21 protein-coding genes are annotated in these 23701 nt (G+C 67.0%); 7 read left to right on the top strand and 14 right to left on the bottom strand.

Features of this window, described 5'->3' with window-relative positions; all coding sequences use genetic code 11:
• Window positions 1-134: 134 nt before the first annotated feature.
• Window positions 135-1049, bottom strand: a complete 915-nt coding sequence (locus HV681_RS25095) for a DedA family protein/thiosulfate sulfurtransferase GlpE (protein ID WP_175125837.1) — start codon at window positions 1047-1049, stop codon at window positions 135-137.
• A gap of 462 nt (window positions 1050-1511) precedes the next feature.
• On the opposite strand from HV681_RS25095, the gene HV681_RS25100 reads away from it, so the two are divergent.
• The 5 genes from HV681_RS25100 to HV681_RS25120 all read left to right on the top strand — a co-directional run bounded on the left by HV681_RS25100 (window position 1512) and on the right by HV681_RS25120 (window position 7491).
• The gene (locus tag HV681_RS25100) at window positions 1512-2543 is read left to right on the top strand and encodes a BMP family protein (protein WP_175125838.1); all 1032 of its coding nucleotides are present in this window, start codon (window positions 1512-1514) and stop codon (window positions 2541-2543) included.
• The gene (locus HV681_RS25105) at window positions 2540-4069 is read left to right on the top strand and encodes an ABC transporter ATP-binding protein (RefSeq protein ID WP_175125839.1); all 1530 of its coding nucleotides are present in this window, start codon (window positions 2540-2542) and stop codon (window positions 4067-4069) included. Before HV681_RS25100 ends, HV681_RS25105 begins: the two co-directional genes overlap by 4 nt.
• A 45-nt stretch (window positions 4070-4114) precedes the next feature.
• Window positions 4115-5188 carry an ABC transporter permease gene (locus tag HV681_RS25110; RefSeq protein WP_056565904.1) on the top strand — a complete coding sequence of 358 codons (1074 nt, stop codon included), beginning with the start codon at window positions 4115-4117 and terminating at the stop codon, window positions 5186-5188.
• Between the two features lie 10 nt (window positions 5189-5198).
• Window positions 5199-6149, top strand: a complete 951-nt coding sequence (locus HV681_RS25115; RefSeq protein ID WP_056565907.1) for an ABC transporter permease — start codon at window positions 5199-5201, stop codon at window positions 6147-6149.
• 61 nt (window positions 6150-6210) lie between these two features.
• Window positions 6211-7491, top strand: coding sequence for an amidohydrolase family protein (locus HV681_RS25120; protein ID WP_175125840.1), 1281 nt, complete (start codon window positions 6211-6213; stop codon window positions 7489-7491).
• Here HV681_RS25120 and HV681_RS25125 read toward each other — a convergent pair.
• From HV681_RS25125 to HV681_RS25165, 9 genes are read right to left on the bottom strand one after another with little or no spacing between them, the layout of a single operon-like run.
• Entirely contained in the window at window positions 7466-7852 is a 387-nt protein-coding gene (locus HV681_RS25125) for a RidA family protein (protein WP_175125841.1), read from the bottom strand. The two genes, HV681_RS25120 and HV681_RS25125, sit on opposite strands and share 26 nt — an antisense overlap.
• A complete protein-coding gene (locus HV681_RS25130) occupies window positions 7849-9012 on the bottom strand; it encodes an NAD(P)/FAD-dependent oxidoreductase (protein ID WP_175125842.1) in 1164 nt (387 codons plus the stop codon). Before HV681_RS25130 ends, HV681_RS25125 begins: the two co-directional genes overlap by 4 nt.
• A gap of 12 nt (window positions 9013-9024) precedes the next feature.
• A complete protein-coding gene (locus HV681_RS25135) occupies window positions 9025-10467 on the bottom strand; it encodes an FAD/NAD(P)-dependent oxidoreductase (protein WP_175125843.1) in 1443 nt (480 codons plus the stop codon).
• On the bottom strand, window positions 10464-10772 hold the full coding sequence (locus tag HV681_RS25140; RefSeq protein ID WP_056327675.1) for a (2Fe-2S)-binding protein: 309 nt from the start codon (window positions 10770-10772) through the stop codon (window positions 10464-10466). The genes HV681_RS25135 and HV681_RS25140 overlap by 4 nt, the downstream gene beginning before the upstream one ends.
• Window positions 10756-11913 (bottom strand): NAD(P)/FAD-dependent oxidoreductase, encoded by a 1158-nt coding sequence (locus HV681_RS25145; protein ID WP_175125844.1) that lies wholly within the window; start codon window positions 11911-11913, stop codon window positions 10756-10758. Before HV681_RS25145 ends, HV681_RS25140 begins: the two co-directional genes overlap by 17 nt.
• Entirely contained in the window at window positions 11913-12713 is an 801-nt protein-coding gene (locus tag HV681_RS25150) for an ABC transporter permease (RefSeq protein WP_105236818.1), read from the bottom strand. Before HV681_RS25150 ends, HV681_RS25145 begins: the two co-directional genes overlap by 1 nt.
• A gap of 1 nt (window position 12714) precedes the next feature.
• Window positions 12715-13581, bottom strand: coding sequence for an ABC transporter permease (locus tag HV681_RS25155; protein WP_175125845.1), 867 nt, complete (start codon window positions 13579-13581; stop codon window positions 12715-12717).
• Window positions 13578-14645, bottom strand: coding sequence for an ABC transporter ATP-binding protein (locus HV681_RS25160; RefSeq protein ID WP_175125846.1), 1068 nt, complete (start codon window positions 14643-14645; stop codon window positions 13578-13580). The genes HV681_RS25155 and HV681_RS25160 overlap by 4 nt, the downstream gene beginning before the upstream one ends.
• A 47-nt stretch (window positions 14646-14692) precedes the next feature.
• Entirely contained in the window at window positions 14693-15724 is a 1032-nt protein-coding gene (locus tag HV681_RS25165) for an ABC transporter substrate-binding protein (protein WP_056565933.1), read from the bottom strand.
• 185 nt (window positions 15725-15909) lie between these two features.
• On the opposite strand from HV681_RS25165, the gene HV681_RS25170 reads away from it, so the two are divergent.
• Window positions 15910-16713: a GntR family transcriptional regulator gene (locus HV681_RS25170; RefSeq protein ID WP_175125847.1), complete on the top strand. Its 804-nt coding sequence runs from the start codon at window positions 15910-15912 to the stop codon at window positions 16711-16713.
• Between the two features lie 13 nt (window positions 16714-16726).
• On the opposite strand, the gene HV681_RS25175 is transcribed toward HV681_RS25170, so the two are convergent.
• Genes HV681_RS25175 through HV681_RS25185 form a run of 3 tightly spaced genes read right to left on the bottom strand, consistent with a single transcriptional unit; the run spans window position 16727 to window position 21505 of the window.
• Window positions 16727-18451: a hydantoinase B/oxoprolinase family protein gene (locus HV681_RS25175; RefSeq protein WP_175125848.1), complete on the bottom strand. Its 1725-nt coding sequence runs from the start codon at window positions 18449-18451 to the stop codon at window positions 16727-16729.
• Entirely contained in the window at window positions 18438-20501 is a 2064-nt protein-coding gene (locus tag HV681_RS25180) for a hydantoinase/oxoprolinase family protein (RefSeq protein ID WP_175125849.1), read from the bottom strand. Before HV681_RS25180 ends, HV681_RS25175 begins: the two co-directional genes overlap by 14 nt.
• Window positions 20502-20524: 23 nt before the next feature.
• The gene (locus tag HV681_RS25185) at window positions 20525-21505 is read right to left on the bottom strand and encodes a Bug family tripartite tricarboxylate transporter substrate binding protein (RefSeq protein ID WP_175125850.1); all 981 of its coding nucleotides are present in this window, start codon (window positions 21503-21505) and stop codon (window positions 20525-20527) included.
• A gap of 159 nt (window positions 21506-21664) precedes the next feature.
• Here HV681_RS25185 and HV681_RS25190 point away from each other — a divergent pair, with 159 nt between their 5' ends.
• On the top strand, window positions 21665-22561 hold the full coding sequence (locus HV681_RS25190; protein ID WP_175125851.1) for a LysR family transcriptional regulator: 897 nt from the start codon (window positions 21665-21667) through the stop codon (window positions 22559-22561).
• 10 nt (window positions 22562-22571) lie between these two features.
• On the opposite strand, the gene HV681_RS25195 is transcribed toward HV681_RS25190, so the two are convergent.
• Window positions 22572-23405, bottom strand: a complete 834-nt coding sequence (locus HV681_RS25195; RefSeq protein ID WP_175125852.1) for an AraC family transcriptional regulator — start codon at window positions 23403-23405, stop codon at window positions 22572-22574.
• Window positions 23406-23701 lie beyond the last annotated feature (296 nt).

A 23701-nucleotide genomic window follows, 5' to 3' on the forward strand; every position in this document is an offset into this window, starting at 1 on the left:
TGCGGGCATTATGCGCCCGGGCCACGCAGCCGCGCACGCGCGGCGGCCGATGGATCATGCGCTGGACGCTTCAGGCTTGCGGCTCCACGCGTCGGACCTGCCCAAGACGCACCAGGCTTGCTGTCCTGGACGCCTCACGCCTGCTGTTCGCGTTCCAGCCAGGCTTCGTAGCCGCCGCGCAGCGCCCAGATCTTGCGGTAGCCGGCCGCGCGCAGCCGCGAGGCGAGCAGGGCAGCCGACACCTCATTCGGGCACGCGCAATAGACCACGATGTCGGAATCGATCGCGCCGGGATCCAGCGCGGGCAACGGCTGCTTCAGGTCCACGGCCACGGCGCCCGGAATGCGCGCGGCATCGCGCTGCGCCTCGGGCCGCACGTCGAAGACCAGCGCCTCGCGGCCGTCCTGGCGCCATTGCATCAATTCGTCAACCGACAGCCGTGGAATGACGCGCAGGCTGCGCAGCAGGATCTTGCGTCGCAGAAAGCGCGCCACGATATAGAGCGCCAGCACGGCCGCCAGCACCGCCAGTCCCATCGGGCCGTAGGTGCCCAGGATGTCCAGCACGTCGTTGATGACGCTGTGGAAGAGGCCGCCGAGCAACAGGGCCGAGCCCACCCAGATCAGCGCGCCAGCCAGGTCATAGAGGAAGAAGCGGCGGTAAGGCGTGTTGGTCAGCCCGGCCATGACGGTGGACAGCGCGCCCGCGCCCGGCAGGAACTTGCACACCAGCAGCGCGCGCACGCCGATGCGCAGGTACAGCCGCTGCGTCTGCCGGATGCACGAGTCCTGCGACAACGACAGTTTGCAGACCACGCCCAGCAGACGCGACCCGTAGCGCCTTCCCGCCCAGTACCACAGGCTGTCGGCGATGAGGCACGCGGCCGTGGCGGCCAGCAGCGGCACGAGCCAGCCGGCGGCGCCGGCCAGCGCGCCGGCGGCGATCATCATGGGGTAGGCGGGCACCGGCAGACCGGCTTGCTCGATGAGGACGTTGGCGAACACGAGCCACCCGCCGTACTGTTCGAGCAGCAATTGAATATCTTGCATTGGGGTTTCCAGCTTGCCGCGCGCGGCGCGGGCGCGGCTCATGCGCGCAATTTTAGGCGCGCGGCCTCGCGCTTGGGGCATAGACCCTGCCGTCCGCGCGGCAACACTGCGTTCCATTGCAGTGCGTCGCACGACCCGCCGGTGTCCATCCATCGGGACACCACGCACCAAACTGGTGCCACGCTTCCCCGCGAGGGTGCCTATAATCCTGCCCGGCCATCAGGTTTCCCCGCCTTGTCGCGGGAACGCCCCGTGGCATACATATTGCTTCGCCAGGACAGGCTGAGAACTCGACCATTTGGCCGGGTGCGCCGCCTGGCGCTCCCATCCGATGACCGATCCCACGTCCCCGTTCACGCACGATCTGCCCGGCACGCCTGCCTGCGGCAGCGGCCTCCGTGCGGCGGGCGGCATCCCCCCATCCCTCCATTTCCTGTCCTTCCCCGCGTAGGAGTCACCTGCATGAAATCCCTTTCCCTTTCGTCCGCCGGAGGCATCGCCCGCCGCGGCCTGCTCAAGCTGGCCGCAGCGGCCGCCGGCGCGCTGCTGTTCTCGGGCGCGGCCCTGGCGCAGGCGCCCGCCAAGATCAAGGTCGCCGCCGTCTACACGGTGCCGGTCGAGCAGCAATGGGTGTCGCGCATCCACATCGCGCTGTCCGCCGCGCGCGACCGCGGCGAGATCGACTACACGTTCTCGGAAAACGTCACCAACGCCGACTACGAGCGCGTGCTGCGCCAGTACGCCGAGCAGGGCAACAAGCTGATCGTGGGCGAAGCCTTCGCGGTTGAAGCCGCGGCCCGCAAGGTCGCCAAGGACTATCCGCAGACCGCCTTCCTGATGGGTTCGTCGGGCAAGCCGCAGCAGCCCAACTTCTCGGTGTTCGACAACTACATCCAGGAACCGGCCTACCTGACCGGCATGATCGCCGGCGGCATGAGCAAGACCGGCAAGATCGGCCTGGTGGGCGGCTACCCCATCCCCGAAGTGAACCGCCTGATGAACGCGTTCATGGAAGGCGTCAAGGAAGTGAACCCGAAGGCCGAATTCACGGTGACCTTCATCGGCTCGTGGTTCGATCCCCCGAAGGCCAAGGAAGCCGCCTTCGCCATGATCGACAAGGGCGCGGACGTGCTGTACGCCGAGCGCTTTGGCGTGTCGGACGCCGCCAAGGAACGCGGCAAACTGGCCATCGGCAACGTGATCGACACGCAGCCGCAGTACCCGGAGACGGTGGTGGCCTCGGCGCTGTGGAGCATGATCCCGACCATCGAAGAAGCCCTCAAGCAGGTGAAGGCTGGCGCGTTCAAGGCCGATGACTTCGGCCAGTACTCGCTGATGAAGCACAAGGGCTCGTCGCTCGCGCCGCTGGGCACGTTCGAACAGAAGATCCCCGCCGACCTGATCGCCAAGGTCCAGGCCAAGGAAAAAGCCATCCTGGACGGCAGCTTCACCGTGAAGGTCAACGACAAAGAACCCAAGTCCTCGGCACGATGAACCAAGCGCCTCTCGCCCTGCAACTGACGGGGATCACCAAACGCTTCGGCAGCCTCACGGCCAACGACGATGTCTCGCTTACGCTCCGCCAGGGCGAAGTGTTGGCCTTGCTGGGCGAGAACGGCGCCGGCAAATCGACCCTGGTGTCGATCCTGTTCGGCCACTATGTGGCCGATGCCGGCAGTATCGAAGTCTTCGGCAAACCTTTGCCCGCCGGCCGGCCCGATGCCGCGCTGGCGGCGGGCGTCGGCATGGTGCATCAGCACTTCACGCTGGCCGACAACCTCACCGTGCTGGACAACATCATGGTGGGCACCGAATCGCTCTGGAAGCTGGCCTCGGGCCGCGGCCAGGCGCGCAAGCGCCTCGTGGAACTCGGCCAGCGCTTCGGCCTGGGCGTGGACCCGGACGCGCGCGTCGGCACGCTGTCGGTCGGTGAAAAGCAGCGCGTCGAGATCCTGAAGGCGCTGTACCGCGGCGCCCGCGTGCTGATTCTGGACGAACCGACCGCGGTCCTCACGCCGCAGGAAGTGCAGGATCTGTTCGCGACGCTGCGCGGCTTCGTCGACGAAGGCCTGGCGGTCATCTTCATTTCGCACAAGCTGGACGAAGTAATGGCCGTGTCGCGCCGGGTGGCGGTGCTGCGGCAGGGCAAGCTGGTCGCGGAACGCGACACCGCGGGCACCAACCCCGCGGAGCTGGCCGAACTGATGGTGGGCCGCAAGGTGGTCATGCCGCGCGCCGAGGCCGCGACTGCCGCCGAGCAGGCTGCGCCCGTGGTGACGCTGTCGCAGGTCACCGTGCGCGACAGCCGCGACGGCGCGCCGCGCCTGGACAGCCTGGACCTCGTGGTCCACACGCATGAAATCGTGGCCATCGCCGGTGTGGCCGGCAACGGCCAGCAGGCGCTGGTGTCGGTGCTGACCGGCCTGCGCCAACCGTCGGACGGCACGATCCGGCTGGGTCCGGAACACGCCGCCGCGCCCACGACACCCGCCGGCTGGACGGCCGCGCGCGTGGGCCGCATTCCGGAAGACCGCCACGGCGAAGGCATGATCGGCGACAGCCCCTTGTGGGAAAACGCCATCGTCGAAGACCTGAAGGACAAGCGCTTTGCGCGTCACGGCCTGATCCGCGCCCGCGCGGGCAAGGCGTACGCGGCCTCGCTGGCCAAGCAGTTCGACGTGCGCGCCGCCTCGCTCGATGTACGCACGCGCAGCCTGTCGGGCGGCAACATGCAGAAGCTGATCCTGGGCCGCACACTGGCGCGCGAGCCGCGCTTCATCGTGGCCGACCAGCCGACATGGGGCCTGGACATCGGCGCCGTGGCCTACGTGCGCGAGCAGCTTCTGGCCGCCCGCGCGCGCGGCGCCGGCGTGCTGCTGGTGTCCGAGGACCTGGAAGAGATCTTCGCGCTGGCCGACCGCATCGCCGTGCTGTGCGGCGGCAAGCTGGTCGCGATCAAGCCGGTGGCCCAGTGGACGCCCGCCACCGTCGGCCTGGCCATGACGGGAACCCGGGCATGACGGTTTGCACCGTTCCGCCCGGCTTTCTTCACTATTGAGCATCCCATGAAACTGATCCTGGAACGCCGCCCCGAGCCCAGCCGCCTTGCGCTGGCGCTGGCGCCCATTGCGGCCATCCTCTTCACGCTGGCGGTCTGCACACTGCTGGTGGCCTGGGCCGGCGCCCCCGTCGGCCGCACCTACGCGCTGCTGTTCGAAGGCGCGTTCGGCACGCGCTTCGCGCTGTCCGAAACCCTGACCCGCGCCACGCCGCTGATGCTGACCGGCCTGGCCTGTGCCGTGGCGTTCCGCGCGCGCTTCTACAACATCGGCGCCGAGGGCCAGCTGTATCTGGGCGCCCTGGCGGCCGTGGCCGTGGGCGGCCTGCACGGCGGCACGGGTTTCGATCTGCCGATGCCGGTCCTGTTCGGCGGCATGATGCTGGCGGCCGCCCTGGCCGGCGCCTTGCTCCTGCTGATTCCGGCCATCCTGAAAACCCGCCTGGGCGTCGACGAAGTCGTGACCACGCTGCTGGGCAACTTCATCGTGCTGCTGTTCGTGTCCATGATGCTGGACGGCCCGATGAAGGACCCGATGGCGATGGGCTGGCCGCAATCGGTGGCGCTGAACGGCGACCTGGAACTGGGCAAGCTCATCGAGCGCACGCGCGCCCACACCGGCCTGTTGTGGGCCGCGGGCCTGGCACTCGGCCTGTGGCTGCTGAACCGCTACACCGTCTTCGGTTTCCAGATGCGCGCGGTGGGCGCCAACGCCCACGCGTCGCGCTTTCTGGGCCTGCCGGTCAACCGCGTGATGCTCGGCACCGCCATGCTGTCCGGCGCGCTGGCCGGCCTGGCCGGCGCCATCGAAGTGGCGGGCCGCACCAGCTACGTCACGCTGGATATGTCCCCGGGCTACGGCTACACGGGTGTCGTCGTCGCCATGCTGGCCGGCCTGCATCCGCTGGGCGTGATCCTGGCCAGCATCTTCGTGGCCGGCATGCTGGTGGGCGCCGACAGCATGAGCCGCGCCATTGCCGTGCCGAACTACATCGCCGACGTCATCGTCGCCACCTCGTTGCTCGCCATGCTGGTCGCGACGCTATTCGCGCAGTACCGCCTGCGCCGCAACAAGGCTTGAGGAGCACGCCATGGAATGGATGGATCTGATGAGTTCCTCGGCCTTCTGGGTGGCCGTGCTGCGCCTGGCCACGCCGCTGATACTGGGCACGCTGGGCGTGCTGCTCTGCGAGCGCGCCGGGGTGCTGAACCTGGGCATCGAAGGCATCATGGTGGCCGGCGCCTTCACCGGCTGGCTGGTCGTGTACCTGGGCGCGCCGCTGTACGTGGGCGTGCTGGCCGCCGCGCTGGCCGGCGCCGTGTTCGGCCTGCTGCACGCCGTGCTGACGGTGCCGCTGGGCCTGTCGCAGCACGTGTCGGGCCTCGGCGTGACACTGCTCGCCACCAGCGTCAGCTATTTCGCGTACCGGGTCACGTTCCCCAGCGTGTCCACGCCGCCGACGATCACGCCGTTTGCTGAAATGAAGTTCTTGGACGGCATTCCGCTGATCGGCCCCGTGCTGGCCGGGCAGACGCCGATGACGCTGATCGCGCTGGCCGCGGTGCCGATTCTTGCGTGGGTGCTGAACCGCACGCCCGTGGGACTGGCCGTGCGCATGGTGGGCGAGAACCCCGCCGCCGCCGAAGGCCAGGGTCTGTCCGTGACGCGCCTGCGTATCGGCGCTATCGTGGCCGGATCGGCGCTGATGGGCGTGGCCGGCAGCTTCCTGACGCTGGCCGCGTTCAATGCGTTCTTCTTCAACATGGTCAACGGCCGCGGCTGGGTCTGCGTGGCGCTGGTGGTGTTTGCGTCGTGGCGGCCGGGCAAGGCGCTGCTGGGCGCGCTGATCTTCGCCTTCTTCGATGCGCTGCAGTTGCGTCTGCAGCAGGGCGGCGCGGCGCTGCCGGGCCTGCCCGAACTGCCGTATCAGGTGTACCTGATGCTGCCTTATATCCTGTCCATCCTGGCCCTGGTGTTCATGGCGCGCCGCGCCGCCTACCCGCAGGCCTTGATGAAGCCGTATCGCAAAGGCGAAAGGTGATCCCCCCCGAGGCGCTACGCGACAGGGATGCAGCAACTGAATGTTTTCGCAAGGAATTCGCATGCTCGATCTGATCATCAAGAACTGCACGCTGCCCGACGGCCGCAAGAACATCGACATCGGCGTGGCCGACGGCCGCATCACCGCGCTGGAACCGGCGTTGAAGGCCGAGGCCGCGCAGACCGTGGACGCCGCCGGCCAGCTGGTGACGTCGCCCTTTGTCGACGCGCATTTCCACATGGATTCCACGCTGTCCTTCGGCCTGCCGCGCGTGAACCAATCGGGCACGCTGCTCGAAGGCATCGCGCTGTGGGGCGAGCTCAAACCCCTGCTGACGCAGGAAGCGCTGGTGGAGCGCGCACTGGCCTATTGTGATTGGGCCGTGGCGCGCGGACTGCTGGCGATCCGCTCGCACGTGGATGTCTGTGATCCGCGCCTGCTGGCGACCGAAGCGCTGTTGCACGTGCGCGAGAAGGTCAAACCCTACCTGGACCTGCAGCTCGTTGCCTTCCCGCAGGACGGCGTACTGCGCGCGCCCGGTGCGCTGGACAACCTGAAGCGCGCGTTGGACATGGGCGTGGACGTGGTGGGCGGCATCCCGCACTTCGAACGCACCATGCAGGACGGCGCCGAATCCGTGCGCATCCTGTGTGAACTGGCGGCCGAACGCGGCCTGCGCGTGGACATGCACTGCGACGAAAGCGACGACCCGCTGTCACGCCACATCGAGACGCTGGCGTACCACACGCAGCGCCTGGGCCTGCACGGCCGCGTGACGGGTTCGCACCTGACTTCCATGCACTCGATGGACAACTACTACGTGTCCAAGCTGATCCCGCTGATCCGCGAGGCGGGCGTGTCCGCGATTGCGAATCCGCTCATCAACATCACGCTGCAAGGCCGCCACGACACGTATCCCAAGCGCCGCGGCATGACGCGCGTGCCGGAACTGATGGCGGCGGGCGTGCCGGTCGCCTTCGGCCACGACTGCGTGATGGACCCGTGGTACAGCCTGGGTTCCGGCGACATGCTGGAAGTTGCGCACATGGGCCTGCACGTCGGCCAGATGACGGGACAGGACGCCATGCGCGCCTGTTTCGAAGCGGTCACCACCACGCCTGCCAGGATTCTGGGCCTGGACGAGACGGGCCTGGAAGTCGGCAAGCGCGCCGACCTGGTGCTGCTGCAGGCGCGCGACGCGGTCGAGGCCTTGCGCCTGCGCGCCACGCGCCTGATGGTGCTGCGCGCCGGCAAGGTGGTGGCAACCACGCCGCCAGCCACCGCCACCCTGAACCTGCCGGGCCGCCCCGGCGCCGTCAGCTTTCAGACACCGGCCCGCTGACGTACGCCGGCTGCGCGGCGGCCGTCACGATGATCTCCACCAGCAGATCAGGCGAGGCCAGCTTGGCCTCGCACGTGGCGCGGGTGGGCATTGCCTTCGGCAGCGCCCATTCCGCCCACACCGCATTCATGCCGGCAAAGTCGCGCTCGATGTCCTTGAGCCAGATCTGCACCGTCAACAGGCGCGACTTGTCCGTGCCTGCCTGCTTCAGATAGCCGTCGATCTTGGCCAGCACGTCGCGGGTCTGCGCGGCGATGCCGCCTTCCGCATTCGAGGTCACGCCCGCCACATACACGGTGTCGCCGTGAATCACGATGCGGGACAGGCGCTCGTTCGTTTCCTTGCGCACGATATCGTTCATTGGTGTTGCTCCTTGGTGGATGAACCGGATGCCAGGCCGGCATCCGAGAAACGTTCGATCCGGAATGGGGTGATCGGCAGGTCCGTCGCGCCGGTCGTGATCAGGTCGGCCATGATGCGGCCGACGATGGGCCCGAGCTCAAAGCCGTGCGCTGAAAACCCGAACGCGTGAAAGGCCGTCTCGTGCCGGCTGCTGCGGCCGATCACGGGAATCTCGTCGGGCATGGCCGCTTCGATTCCCGCCCAGCCCCGGTTCACGATCGCATCGCGCATGTGCGGAAACAGGTCGACCACCGTGCGCGCGCCTTCGGCCAGCGAGCGGAAATCCAGCTCGGTCCATTCGGCATCGCGGTCCACCCACGCGCGACGGCCGCCGCCGATCAGCACCGTGCCGTTGGTGCGCTGCTTGAACGACAGCGCGCGGCCTGTGCCCAGCACCACGGGATCCAGAAAGTGATCCATGCGTAGCGTGACGAGCATCATGGGACTGATGGGCAAAAGCGGCACCGGCTCGCCCCATTGCGCGGCGATCCGGTCGGCCCACGCGCCCGCGCAGTTCAGCACCTGCGGCGCGGTGTACACGCCGGCGTCCGTCTCCACACGCCATTGGCCGTCGTGCCGCGCCACGCTCTGCACGCGCACGCCTTCCAGGAACTGCGCGCCAAGACTGGCGGCCTTCATGCGAAAGGCAAGGGTGGTGCGGTAGGGATCGGCCGCCGCGTCCTCGCGCGCGATCAGGCCGCCTTGCACCGTCGGCGCAATCGCAGGAATCAGGTCCAGCAGGTCTTCGCGCGTTATCCACTGTTCGTGGGTGTAGCCGTGGTCCGTCATGGTCTTGAGCCGAGCCCGTAGCGTTTCCGCGTCAGCCTCGTTCTCGGCCACACGCACCTGCCCGTGCTGCTCGAAGCCGCAGTCGTCGTCCACCAGCTCGCCGATGCGATACCAGAGCTCGCGCGAGGCCAGCGCCAGCGGCACCTCGGCCAGATGGCGCGACAGCGTGCGCACACCGCCTGCGTTGACGCCCGAGGCGTGCCGCCCCACATAGTTCTTCTCGATGACCAGCGCGCGCACGCCGGCGCGCGCCAGATGCAGCGCGGCCGAGCTGCCGTGCAGCCCGCCGCCGATGATGATGACTTCAGCCGCCCGCGTTTGAACGGTCATGGCGTCCACCCGTCATTTCTTCAGGCGGACGACGGCCTGACGCGAATCGTCGGTCTGCGGCAAGGAGGCCAGTTCGCCCAGCGTGAGCGGCTTGGTCGGGAAACGCAGCCGGTAGTAGCCCACTTCCTCGGTCGGCACGCCGCGCTCCTCGGCAATGATCTCGGCCACCGTCAGGCCGCAGAAGCGGCCCTGGCAGGGTCCCATGCCACATCGCAGGAAGGCCTTCATCTGGTTCGGACCGCTGCAGCCGAGCTTGACGGTCTCGCGCACCTGCGCGGCGGTGACTTCCTCGCAGCGGCACACGATGGTGTCGCCGGTGGGCCGGCGGAACGCCTCGGGCGCCTTGTAGAGCGTGTCGAAGAACTCGCGGCCCCGCACGGCCCGTGCCAGCGCCTCGCGCGGCGCGGCGGCCTCGCTGTCGCGCTTGCGCGCGTCGATGCGGCCCAGCAGATGCGCGGCCTGCAACGCGGCCAGCCGGCCACGGTGCTCGGCCGCCACCGCGCCCGCGATACCCGCGCCGTCGCCAGCCATGCCGATGCCGTCCACCGCCGTCGTGCCCCACCCGTCAACCTCCGGCTCCCAACAGTCCAGCGCGTCGTTCCAGCGATGCGGCACGCCCACGGCGCGCGACAGGTTCACGTTGGGCACCACGCCCTGATGCAGCATCAGCTGATCGGCGGGCAGGGTCTTGGTGACGCCGCCTGCGGTATAGCGCACGCTTTGCAGCTTGCCGTCGCCCAGCGCTTCCAGCGCCGTCACGCCCTTGACGATGGGCACGGCGGCCTTGACTGCGCGCAGCAGCTTCAGCCCCTTGCCCAGGTACGGCGAGCGCAGAAATCCCCAGACCTTGGGCAGCGCCTGGCCCATGCGGCCGGGCGGCGTGGTTTCCAGCAGCGCGTCCACCTTCACGCCTGCGTTCAGGTATTGCCAGGCCACCAGGTACAGCAGCGGTCCGCAACCGGCCAGCACCGTGCGATCGGACGGCACAACGCCAGAAGACTTCAAGAGGATCTGCGCGGCGCCCGCCGTGATGACGCCCGGCAGCGTCCAGCCCGGAATCGGAAACGGCCGCTCCTGCGCGCCGGTGGCCAGCAGCAGGCGGCGCGCGTGCACGATGCGCGCCTCGCCTCCTACCGAATACGCCACCTCGAAGCCTTCCGCTGATTCGGGCGCCGTGCGCTGCGCCACGGCCCACACCGTCGCGCCCGGCACGTAGCGCGCGCCCGACTGCTGAAACGGCGGCACCAGCGTGGCGCCGTGCCAGTAGTCTTCGCCCAGGATGCCGCGGTCGGTGACGGGCGTGGTGGTGATGGCGCGGTAGATCTGGCCGCCCGGCGCGGGCTGCTCATCCAGCAGCACGGTGTCCACGCCCAGGTTGGCGGCCAGCGTCGCCGCCGCCAGACCCGCCGGGCCTGCGCCCACCACCAGCAAATCGCATTGCGTCGTGTCGATCATGCCTGCACCTTGCGCGCACCCAACTGGCGCTCGATCTTCATCCCTTCCCGCACGGGCGTCATGCAGCCCTGCTGGTTCGCTTGCCCATCGATGGTGACCAGGCAGTCGTAGCAGACGCCCATCATGCAGTACGGCCCGCGCGGCACCTCGTTGACCGCCGTATCGCGACAGGCCTGCACGCCGCCCGCAAACAAGGCGGCAGCGACGCTGTCGCCCTGACGGCAAAGCATCTCGGCCCCATTCACCGTTACCCGCACCGGCGCGCCCTGCGCCTGCCGCTGCGCCTCGTCAAGCCGCTTGAACATGAAACCTCCGGGTCGAGAAGGGCGCCATGTCGTCGGCCAGGCTGCCGGCGGCGATCATGGGCGCCAGATTGAGCGCATGCGCGGCGGCAAGCGTCACGCCGCTGTGACAGGTGGCGACGAACGCCCCCGGACACGTTTCGGATTGCTGATAGATCGGAAAGCCGTCCTTGGACATGACGCGCAGCGCCGCCCAGCTGCGCACCACGCGCACGTCGCGCAGCGCGGGCAGCGTGCGGACCGCGCGGTCGGCCAGCGTGCCGAGGATCGGCAGGCCCACCAGGTTATCCACATAGCCGGCCTCTTCCTGCGAGTCGCCGATCAGCCAGGTGCCTTCGTCCGTCTGGCGCAGCGTGGACAAGGGGGTTTCCAGCATGCGGCGCGTGCGCTCCAGCACGACGATCTGGCCGCGCTGCGGGCGCACCGGCACGTCCAGTCCCACCTGTTCGCCCAGCTGCTTGTTGGACAGCCCCGAGGCCAGCACCACCTTGTGCGCGCGCACCGTGCCGCTGGGCGTGGCGATATCAAACACGCCGTCACGCAGCCGGATGCTCTGCGCCGGACGCTGCGGCAGGTAATCCACAACCCGCTGTGCAAAACTCATGTGCAACGCGCGCAGGAGCTTGAGCGGATTCGCAATGCCGTCCACCGGCGTCCACGTCGCACCGCGCACTTCCGGGCCGATGCCCGGCACCAGATCCGCGACTTCGGCGCGATCCAGCATCTTCCAGTCGTACTGCGCCATGCCCGGCTGCGCGAGCAGCGTGGTCATGAAGCGCGTGCGCACCTCGACCTCTTCGTCGCTCAAGAGCGCGTGCAGGCCGCCACGCTGCTCCAGATGCACGTCGACCCCGGTCTCTTCCTGCAGCAGGGCAGCAAGTTGCGGCCAACCCTTGGCCGAGGTCATGGTCCACACGCCGTAGCGCGGCAGCCCCATCCCCTTGCTCTGCACCCACACCAGCCCGAAGTTCCCGCGCGAGGCCCGGTAGGCCACATCGCCCTCGTCCAGCACGGCCACGTGGTCCAGCTCGCGCCGCAGCCCGTAGGCCACGGCCGACCCGACCAGCCCGCCCCCGATCACCACCGCATCGTAGATGCCGCGGTGCACGGGCGCGCGCGGCGCCAGTTCTTTCTCGTCCGTCATCAGCGTCCCTTTCCTACAAACAGCTTCTCCAGACCGACGGCGCGGTCCAGGATGAATATGGCAATGATGGTTACGTAGATCAGCACCGCCGACACGGCTGTGACCAGCGGGTCGATGGTGTCTTCGATATGCAGGAAGATGCGCACCGGCAAGGTTGTCGTCGACGGCGAGGCGATGAAGATCGACATCGTCAGTTCGTCAAAGCTGGTGATGAACGCGATCACCCAGCCGCTCACCACGCCCGGCAACAGCAGCGGCAGCACCACGCGGCGGAAGGCCGTCCAGTTGGACGCGCCCAGCGATTGCGCCGCCCGCTCCAGCGCCGGGTCGATGCCCGCCGCCGACGCCAGCACCAGCCGCAGCGCGTACGGCATGACCAGGATCACGTGCGCCACCACCAGGCCGAAGTAGGTGCCGGCCAGATCGACGGTCGTGAAGAACTTCAGGAACGCCAAGCCCAACACCACGTGCGGAATCATCAGCGGCGACAGGAAGAACGCCACCAGCGCCTCGCGGCCCGGGAAGCGGTTGCGCGCGATGGCGAGCGCGCTGGGCACGGCCAGTGCAATGGCAAGCGTGGCCGACAGCGTGCCCAGGCCCAGGCTGAACCAGAACGCATCGACAAAGCGCGGGTTGTCCAGGATGGCGCGGAACCAGCGCAGCGACAGCCCGCCGGACGGCAGCGAGATGAAGCCTTCGGACGTGAACGCCACCGCGCACACCATGACGATGGGCGCCAGGATGAAAAGGATGAACAGCGTGTGGAAGACGAGGCCAATGGGGCCGTTGCGAAATTGCATGTCAGCCTCCGGCCTGGTTGAACACCGCGCCGTAGCGACGCTCGATGATGCGGTTGGCGGACAGCAGCACCACCACCGTCGCCACCAGCAGCACCACGGCCAGCGCCGCGCCCAGCGGCCAATTCAGCGTGTTCAGGAATTCGTCGTACGCGGCAGTGGCCACGTTCTTTAAGCGGCGTCCGCCGATGATGGCGGGCGTGGCAAAGGAGCTGGCCGCCATCGCAAACACCATGATCGCGCCGGACAGAATGCCGGGCATCACCTGCGGCACGATCACGCGCCGGATCACGGTGAACTGGCTGGCGCCCAGCGACAGCGCGGCGGCCTCGGTGGCCGGATTGATCCGCTGCAGGGAGGCCCACACCGCGATCACCATAAACGGCACCAGCACGTGCGTCAGGGCAATGCCCACGCCCAGGTTGCTGTACATGAGGTCGATGGGCGTTGAGATCAGCCCGATGCCCATCAGCGCCTTGTTGATCAGACCCGTCGAGCCGAACAGCAGCGCCCAGCCCAGCGTGCGGACCACCACCGAGATCAGCAACGGCCCCAACACCACCATCAGGAACAGGCCCTTCCACGGATTGGCCATGCGCGAGAGCACGTAGGCTTCAGCCGTGCCCAGCACCAGGCACGCGACCGTCACGGCCGCGGCAACGCCGAACGTGCGTGCGTAAATCTCGTAGTAGTAGCCGTCCGAGAAGATCTCGATGTAGTTCTTCCACGTAAAGGTGGCCTGCATGCCGCCATAGAACTGGAAGTCGAAGAAGCTGATCAGGAACACCAGCGCCATCGGCACCACGAGGAACGTGGCGTACACCACCAGCGCCGGCGCGCTGAGCACCCACGGATTGGTGCGCGTGCTCATGACGCTTTACCTTGCGGCGCAGCGGCCGGATCGACGGTGCACATGTCCTGAGCACGCCAGCGCAGGTGCACGGGCTCGCCTTCGGCCGGCACCGGCACCCCGTCGTTCTGACGGATCACCATGACTTCGCCGACCGACGTTTCCACCTGGCACAGCCAGTGATTTCCCTGGAACACGCGCGTCTTCATGCGGCCGGGCAACGCACAGGCCGCGGGTTCGGAAAACAGGATCTTTTCGGGGCGCACGATCACGGCGCCTTGCGGCACGGGCGCACCTTCCAGGCCGATGTGGGCCTCGCCGATGCGGGCGCGCATCTCGCCTTCGTACTGCTCGGCCTGCGGGGTGAAGACGTTGGCCTTGCCGAGAAAGCCGCCGACGAAATGGCTGGCGGGGCCTTCGTACGCGGCGAACGGTTCGGCCACCTGTTCGACGCGTCCCTGGTTCATCACGACGATGCGGTCCGACAGCGCCAGCGCCTCGGACTGGTCGTGCGTAACGAGGATGGTGGTGGTGCCGACGGTGCGCTGGATGCTGCGCAGTTCAAGCTGCATTTCTTCGCGCAGCTTGGCGTCCAGGTTGGAGAGCGGTTCGTCCAGCAGCAGCACGCTGGGACGGATGACCAGCGCGCGCGCCAGCGCGACGCGCTGCTGCTGGCCGCCCGACATCTGCGCCGGATGCCGGTCGGCCAGATGCGCCAGGCCCACGAGCTTGAGCGCATCCGCCACGCGAGCCAGCCGCTCGTCCTTCTTGACGCGCTGCATCTCCAGGCCGAACGAGACGTTCTCGGCGGCGGTCATGTGCGGAAAGAGCGCGTAGTTCTGGAACACCATGCCCAGCCCGCGCTTGTTGGCCGGGACCTTGCTGACGTCCTTGCCGTTCAGCACGATGCTGCCGCCCGACGGCTCGACAAAGCCCGCGATCATCTGCAGCGTGGTGGTCTTACCGCAGCCGGAAGGCCCCAGCAACGAGATGAACTCGCCTTGCTTCACGGACAGGCTCAGGTTTTCAACGGCAGTGGTGTCGCCGTAGCGCTTGCTCAGGCGGTCCAGCACGAGATAGGTCATGAAAGCTCCCGGTGGGCGGCGCCAGCGCCGCCCTTAAGCACACGCAGTCAGCGCTCGATTTCCCGCGTCCAGCGCTTGTTCCAGTCGTCCCGGTTCTGGTTGACGGTATCCCAGTCGATCACGATGAGATCGGCGGCGCGCTTGCCGATGGGCAGCGGCACGCGGGGATCGTCAGCCACCTTGGCTTTCTTGTTGACCGGACCGTAGCCGTAAGCCGAGGCGAGCTTCTCCTGAACCTCAGGCGACACCAGGTACTCCACGAACGCCTGCGCCTTCGGATTGGCGTTGGACTTGGCGATCGGACACACGGACGAGAGCAGTGCGTAAGCGCCTTCCTGCGGGTAGACGAAGCCGACGGGGAAGCCGGTGTCGGCAAACGCCTTGACGCGGCCGCTGCCCCACACCGCGATGGTGGCCTGGCCGCTGGAGAAGAGTTCGGTCATCTTGCCGGGCGAGGGCTCATAGACCAGCACGTTGGGACCGACTTCGTTCTTAAACGTGGTGAAACCAGGGTCGATCTTCTTTTCGCCGCCGCCGCCTTCGCGGGCATATTCCACCAGCGTGTGCAGGCCGTAGGTGTTGTTGAGCGGCGGGATGACGAGCTGCTTCTTGTACTTGGGATCCTTCAGGTCCTTCCACGACGTGGGCGGCGCCCATTTCTTTTCATCGAAGACCTTCTTGTTGTACATGATGCCGGTGGCCACGATGCCGATGGCAACCGCCTTGTCGTCCTTGTAGCGCGCCGTGGTGTAGATGTCGTCGGCAGGCAGGTTCTTGATGGGTTCGCAAAAGCCCAGCGCAATGGCCTGGTACATGGGACCGTCGTCGATGATGGCGACGTCGATCTGCTGGTTGCTTTTTTGCGCCTGCAGGCGCGCGACGGTGTTGGTGGAGTTGCCGGCAACGTAATCCAGCTCGACACCGTGCTGTTTGGCGAAGGGCGGAAAGATGTCCTTGCGCATGATGTCTTCGAACGAGCCGCCGTAGCCGGCGACCACCAGTTTCTGCTGCGCCTGTGCGTTTGCGCCCAGCCCGGCTGCTACCGCCGCGGCCGCGAGCACTGCAAGTACCTTGCTCATGAGAACCCCCGAATATTGGAAGAGAACTGCAAGAACCGACTGATTTGTTGCCCGGCGACTTCATGTCCGCCGTACAATTTGTCCGTACATGAATGTCCGGACAAATAATGGATCTTGGCAGAGTGCCTTGTCAATCGGTTATTGTCCGGACAAACCCTATAAAACCAATGAAGGAGGCTCCCCTCATGACCCGATCTTCCGAGCGCGCTGCCAGTTCCGGCGGGGAGCGGGAAGCGCGCGGCCGGCCTGGCGCGGCGCTCCCGGCCGACGTGGCGGGCGGACCGCGCTACAAGAGCATTTATCAATCGCTGTCGCAGGACATCAGCTCGGGGCGCTACCCCGTGATGACGCTGCTGCCGACCGAACACGAGCTGTGCGAACAGTTCGGCGCCAGCCGTCACACGATCCGCGAAGCCATCCGCATGCTGACCGTTGCCGGCGTGGTGTCGCGCCGTCCGGGCGTGGGCACGCGCGTGGAAACGGCGCGCGCCACCACGCGCTTCACGCAGCGCATCTCGCAGTTCCCCGACCTGCTGCAATACGCCCGCAACGCGGCGCTGCTGGTGCAGGACGTGCGCACCGTCAAGCTCACCAAGCGGCTGGCTGAAACGCTGGGCTGCGAGGCCGGCCAGCAGTGGCTGCACATCAACTCCATCAAGACACTGGACGATCCCGACGTCGCCGCCGCCTGCACGCTCATTTACGCGGACCCGGCGCATTCCGACGTGCGGGTGGACGTGAAGTCGCGGATCTCCCTGTTGCGCCTGATCGAGGACCACTTTGGCGATCGCATCACCGAGGTCAACCAGGAGTTCTCCGCCACGCCCATCGGCGCGGCGATCGCAAAGCAGCTCCAGGTCGACACGGGCACGCCGGGCTTCGTCATCACGCGCCGCTACTACGGCGATGGCGGCGTGCTGCTGCTTGCCACCATCACCACGTTTCCGCACGACAAGATGAAGTACTCGATGACGCTCAACGTCAGTTGATGCGCAGCGCGGCTCACGCGGACAAGCCATAGTCCGCGCGCGCCGCGTCGGCGCTGATCTTTCCGTCCGCCAGATCCTGCGCCACGCGCGCCCGCGGTCGCGCCGAAGGCGCGCCATAGCCACCGCCGCCAGGCGTTTCGATGCGCACGCTCTCACCGGCTTCGAGCGCAATGTTCGCGGTCTTGGAGAACAGCTCCTCTTGTTGCGGCGTGCCGAAATTGCGGATCAGCCGCGCGCGCCGTCCGTCGCGTCCGCCGTCCACGCCCGCCGCCACGCCCACGGTGTGGCTGTCCGAGCGGGCCGAGAACACGATGCCCGGTCCCACGGCGCGGATCTGCTTGGCGATGGCCATGCCGCCGCGCGTGCGGCCCGCACCGCCCGAGTCCTGGATCATCGCGTACTCGTCCATCAGCAGCGGATACTCGTTCTCCAGCGCTTCCACGGGCAGATTCGACGTGTTGGTCATGTGCACGTGCACCGCGTCCATGCCGTCCGCATCGAAGCGCGCGCCCGCGCCGCCGCCCAGCGTTTCCAGATACACGAAATGGCCCGCGCGTTCGCGCCAGCGGCCCGAGAACACGATGGCGGGGCAGCAGTCGTTACTGGACGCCATGGTCTTTTCGGGCGGCAGCAGGCCACGGAACGCGCCGAAGATGGCGCCGGCCACCTTCTGTGCGGTGATCGAGCGCGCGCCCACCGCGGCCGGGTGTTCGGGATTGGTGATGGTGCCCACCGGCGCCGACAACGTGATGGGGTCGAACAACCCTGCGTTGGGCGCCAGGTCCGGATCCAGCAGCGCTTTGACCGCGTAGTACACGCAGGCGCGCAACGCGTTGAAGGGCAGGTTCATGGCGCCGCGCGCCTGTTTGCCCGATCCTTCGAAGTCGAAGTGCAGGTTGTCCGCGCTGACGGTCAGCGTCACCTGAATGGGGACCGGGTCGCCCCCCATGCCGTCGTCGTCCAGATCGCTGCGGAACGTATAGCTGCCGGCTCGCAATTCCGCGATGCGGTTCAAGAGGCGTTTGCGCGTGTAGGCGATCACGTCGTCCACCGACCGCAGCACCGCCTCCAGTCCCATCTGGCGGATCAGGCCCTGCACGGCGGCCGCGCCTCGGCGGTTGGTGGCCATCTGCACGCGCAGGTCGAGCACGCGCTCTTCCGGGTCTCGCGTATTGGCGCAGATGAGGCGCAGCAGGTCTTCGTCGGTTTCGCCCGCGCGGGCGATGCGGCAGGCGGGGATGCGGATGCCTTCCTCGAAGATCGATTTCAGGCCCCCGGCGATCGAGCCGGGCACCGCACCGCCCACGTCGGAATGGTGCGCGATGTTGGCCGCGAAGAAGCGCAAAACGCCGTCCCAGAACACCGGCGTGATGATGTTGATGTCGGGCAGGTGGCTGCCGTCCGCCAGGTACGGGTCATTGCAGATATACACATCGCCGTCGCGGATCTGGTCAGCCGGGAACGTGCGCAGGATGGCGCGCATGGCGCCGTCCAGCGAGCCCAGGTGCAGCGGAATCTGCGTGCCCTGCGCGACCAGCCGTCCGGCAGCGTCGAACAGCGCCACCGAGCAATCCTTACGCTCTTTGATGTTGGTCGAAAACGATGCGCGCACCAACGTGTTGTTCATGTCCTCGGTGATGGACAGCAGGCGGTTGCAGAAGACCTCCATGCCGATGGGATCCGCCAGCGTGGGCGTGGCGTCCGCGGCGCGGGTTTGAACGGAATCAGGCTTGGTCATGCGAGTCTCCTTGCAGGCGGATGATCAGGTTGCCGTACTCGTCAACGCTGGCCTCGTGGCCCACGCCCACCACCGTGGTCGAGCTCATTTCTTCGAGCAGCGCGGGTCCCGTGAAGCGCGCGCCGGTCGGCACGCGGTCACGGTCATAGACGGGCGTTTCACGCCAGCCATGCGCGGGGCCGAAGTAAGCCTTGCGCTGGCCCCGCGCCGCGTCCTCCAACGTGCCGCCCACGTGTCTTGGCGCAAGCGGCGCCTTCACCACCTGTCCCACGGCCTGCATGCGGCAGTTGATGATCTGCACCTTGCGGTCGTCGACGGTGTAGCCGTACTCCCGCTCATGCGCCTCGGCGAAGCGGCGCGCGAATTCCGCGTAGCCGCCCGCACCGGTGTCGTCCAGGCTGACCTGCACTTCAAAGTTCTGGCCCTCGTAGCGCGCGTCGATGGCGCTGTGGCACACGCGCAGCGACGGATCGACGCGTTCGGATGCCAGCCAGTCCTGGGCCTGCGTGCGCAGACCGTCGAAGATCGTGGAGATCGCGGGCCAGCTGTCCGCATCGGCCAGCGAGATCTCGCTTTGCACGAAGTCGAAAGAGATATCCGTGAGCAGGATGCCGCGCGCGCACATCGTGCCCGGCTCCTGCGGCACGATGACGACGGGGATGCCGCATTCCTCGGCCACTTCCACCGCATGCAGTGGGCCTGCGCCACCGTACGCATACAACGCGAAGCGCGAGAGGTCGTAGCCGCGTTCGGTGGACACCGCACGGATCGCACGGCTCATGTTGGCCGCCGCAATGCGCAGGATGCCCTCGGCGGCCGCCTCCATGTCCAGCCCCAGCGGTTCGGCGACGCGGCTGCGGATGACTTCGCGCGCGGCATCTGCGTACACCGGCATGCGGCCGTTCAGAAGCGCGGCGGGATTGAGCCGTTGCAGCGCGATTTCGGCGTCCGTGATGGTCGGCTCCTGGCCGCCGCGGCCGTAGCCCACGGGACCGGGCACCGCGCCCGCGCTATGCGGCCCGACCTTCAGCGCGCCAGCGTCGTCCAGCCAGGCGATGCTGCCGCCGCCCGCGCCGATGACGTGGATGTCGACCATGGGTGTCTTGACCGGATACCCGGCGACGTGGCGGTGCGACGTGAAGAGCGGACGGCCCTCGCATACCAGCGAGACGTCCGTGCTGGTGCCGCCCACGTCGAACGTCACCAGGTTCAGGCTGCCGATGGCGCGTCCCACGGCGGCTGCGCCGACGACGCCCGCCGCCGGACCCGACAGGCAGGTGCGGACCGGATATTGGCGCACGGTGGCGATCGACATCAGGCCGCCGTTGGAATGAATGGTGTGCGGCTCATGGCCGATGTCCAGTTCCCGCACGCGGTTCAGGAAGCGTTCCAGATAGCGCGCCATCTTGGGCCCGACCGCGGCGTTGAGCACGGTGGTGGACAGGCGCTCGTATTCGCGGAACTCGGGCAGCACGTCGGATGACTGGCTGATGTAGGCGTCGGGCATTTCTTCCAGCACGATCTGCGCCGCGCGGCGCTCATGCGCAGGGTTGCGGTAGGCGTGCAGGAAGCAGATCGTGACGGCCTCGATGCCGGCCTTGGCAAAACGGCGCGCGGCATCGCGCACTTGCGCCTCGTCCAGCGCCGTCAGCACGTCGCCCGCTGCGTTCACCCGCTCGTCGACTTCGGCGCGGAACTCACGCGGCACCGCCACGGGCGGTTTGCCGACGCTGTAGTCGTACAGGTGCGGACGCGTCTGGCGGCCGATCTCCAGCACATCGCGAAAGCCGCGCGTGGTGATGAGCCCGACGCGCGCGCCCTTGCGTTCGATGATGAGGTTGGTGGCCACCGTGGTGCCGTGGCCCACGTGCGAGACCTGCGATGGCGCGACCCCGTGATCCGCGAGCATCTGGCCGATGCCCGTGGCGATGGCCTCGGAGGGATCGTGCGGCGTGGAAGGCACTTTGTGAAAGTGCACCACGCCGGCGTCCTCGTCGATCATCGTGAAATCGGTAAACGTGCCTCCGACGTCTATCCCTATGCGATACATATCGATTGTTCCAATAAAGAAGGTCAGTCCAGACGAATGCCGGCCTTCTTCACGACCTGGCACCACTTGTTGATTTCGTCCTTGATCATTGCGCCGAACGCGGGTCCCGCGACGTCCGATACTTGCGCGCCTTGTTGCTCCAGGTAGGTCTTCATGGCGGGCGCGTGCAGGGTCTGCACGAGGCCGTCGGTGAGCTTGGTGCGCAGCGGTTCGGGCATGTTGGCGGGCGCCAGCATGCCGAACCACACCATGGCCTCGTAGCCGGGGTAACCGGATTCGGCGACGGTGGGCACGTCGGGCAACATGGACGAGCGCTGCGGCGACGTGACGGCCAGCGCCTTGATCTTCCCGTCCTTGATGTAGGGGTACGAGGTCATGACCACGTCCATCATCATGTTGACCTGTCCGCCGACCAGATCGATGAGCGCGGGGCCAGAGCCGCGGTAGGGCACGTGCACCATCGACACGCCGGCGGTGGACTTGAACAGTTCGGCGGCCAGGTGGTTGGAGGTGCCTTGGCCGTTGGAGGCGAAGGAGTACTTCTCGGGCTCTTTCTTCAGCAGGGTTACGAACTCCTGAAGGGTGTTCGCGGGGACCGACTGGTTCACGGACAAGACGTTGGGAATGGTGGCGACCACCGTCAGCGGCGTGAAGTCCTTGACGGCGTCGTACGGCAGCTTGGAGTAGATGCAGGGCGCACTGCCGTGCGTGCTGACCGATCCCATCAGGATGGTGTAGCCGTCGGCGGGCTGGCGCGCGACGAATTCGGTGCCGACGGTGCCCCCTGCACCGGGGCGGTTTTCAACGATGACGTTGGCATTCAGGCGCTGACCGAGGCCTTCCGCGATCTTGCGCGCCACCAGGTCGGTGGAGCCGCCGGCCGCGAAGGGCACGACGATGCGGATGACCTTGTCCGGCCAGGCGGCGCTGGCGCCCCCGGCGGCCGCAAAGAGCGTGATGCCCGCGGCAATGCGACAGCAACTGCGTAGTAGCCCTGTTTTCATGGCTTGGTTTCCCCTTGTTGATAGAACTTCGTGATGGCCGGATCATGCGTGTCCAACCTTGGTTCGCTGCAACAACGAGGTCATGCTAGGCCTCACGCGGAAATGACAGCAGTCCTACAGGTTTATATTTGTATAGATGCCATTTATGGACGCGCGGTGATGAAGAACCCGGACCTGAATCTGCTTCTGCATTTCGATGCGTTGATGGCATGCCGCAATGTGTCGCGCGCGGCCGAGGCGATGAATATCAGTCAGCCGGCGATGAGCGCGGCGATGAACCGGCTGCGCCAGTTGTTCGGCGATCCGCTGCTGGTGCGCGAGGGCGGGGCGTGGCAGCCGACGTTGCGGGCGCTGGAGCTGCACCAGAATTTCAAGCCGCTGCTGGAGGGCTGGCATCGCGCGACGCGTACGCGCGAGGCGTTCGATCCGGCGCATTCGTCGCGCACGCTGTCGCTGTATGCCACCGACTATGTGCAGTACACGTTGCTGCCCAAGCTGATCCCGCGGTTGGCGGTGGACGCGCCGCATTTCCAGTTGCAGATCGTGCCGGCGCGGCCGCAGCATGGGCTGAGCATGCTGGATACGAATCACGTGGAGCTGATCGCGGGTTACTTCCCGGATCCGGCGCCGGATCTGCGCACGCGCTTTCTGTACCAGGAGCCGGCGGTGTGCATCGTGCGCGAAGGGCATCCGTGTTTGCGCAAGCGCTGGAATCTGGACGCCTACCTGAGCTATGGACATCTGGATCTTGCGGCGCATACGCGCTACTTCAGCACGGCGATCGATCGCATCCTGATGGGACAGAACCGGAGCCGCAAGATCGTGGCGACGCTGTCGAGTTATCTGGTGTGTCCGTTCATCGTGGAGGGGTCGGATCTGATTGCGACGATGCCGGTGAGCATTGCGAAGGCGATGGCGGGGAGTGCGCGGATCGTGTCGCAGAAGGTGCCGTTGACGTTGCCGCCGATTGCGGTGTCGCTTTACTGGCACGAGCGCTATCAGGATGATCCGGCGCACGCCTGGCTGCGGCAGTATCTGGCCGGCGTGCTCGGGTAAGCGGCGTGCGCTATCTGAGCGGCAGGCAGATCAGGGTCTGCAATTCGGCGGGGGGCGTGTTGACGGGGTCGTTCAGGTATTGCTCGAACATGGGAAAGTCGGCGGGCGACATGCCGCTGGCGGGCAGCCATTCGGAGAAGAGCCAGTCGTACGGCTTGCGCATTTCGTTGTAGGGGCCGGTGTACTTGAGGACGGCACAGCGGCCGGCGGGGATTTCAAATCGCTCAAGCTCATGCCCGATATCGGCATCGGGCGCGACGGCCATCCCGGCCAGCGATCGCAACTGGCTCTCCGGCACCTGTTCGGGGTCGTCGAAGTAGACGCCGAATCCTATGGCGTCGGGGGTTGCAATGCCCCGGCTGACGGCGAGCATGAAGGCGCGGGAGAAGACGGGGCCGATTTCCTGTTCATTGCCGCGATGGGGGAGGACGGCTAGGGTGATGCCGGGGAAGTCTTCGATGGCGATGGGGTACATGGCTAGCTCCTGAGGGGTGATGGGTTGGGAGCGGGCGGCGCGATACCGGCCCGGCGGGATGCCGAAGAGAGCGCCGAAGGCGCGGTTGAAGGCGGCTTCGGATTCATAGCCGGCGCGTTGGGCGATGTCTTTCAATGGCGTATCGGTGCTGGAGAGGTCGGCGGCTGCGCGTTGCATGCGGATGCGCTGCACGGTGGCGTTGACGGTTTCTCCGAGCATGGCGCGGTAGACGCGGTGGAAGTGATAGGGAGACAGGCAGGCCAGGTCTGCGAGCTGGTGCAGATCTGGCGTGGCGTCTGGGTTGGCGGCTAGCCAGCGTAGGACGGGGTCCAGGCGTTGGGCGTAGAGGGATCGCGTTGTGGGCTTCAATGCTTGCTCCTTGGTAGGGGCAATTTAGCTTTTGGATGTTTGCAGATTTTGCGGTTTTTTTGGTGGGGCTGGGGTTGGGTTCTTTAGGCGCACGGTGCGGCGGCGGCCTTGGGGCGCGGGGCTACGATTGCGGTCCGGAGCCTTCGCTCCGGACTGCCCCGTCGTCATCTTCGTCCGCCTTCGGCTCCCTCTCAAGAAACTCCTCCTAAGCTGTTGATATTTCATTGGCTTTTTCTGGGGTGGCCAACGGTACCAAGCTGTAGCCCATGGTCTCTGCGCGCTTTGTCAGGTGGTGC

It is taken from the genome of Achromobacter animicus (assembly GCF_902859585.1).
In the GTDB taxonomy this organism is placed as follows: domain Bacteria; phylum Pseudomonadota; class Gammaproteobacteria; order Burkholderiales; family Burkholderiaceae_B; genus Achromobacter; species Achromobacter animicus.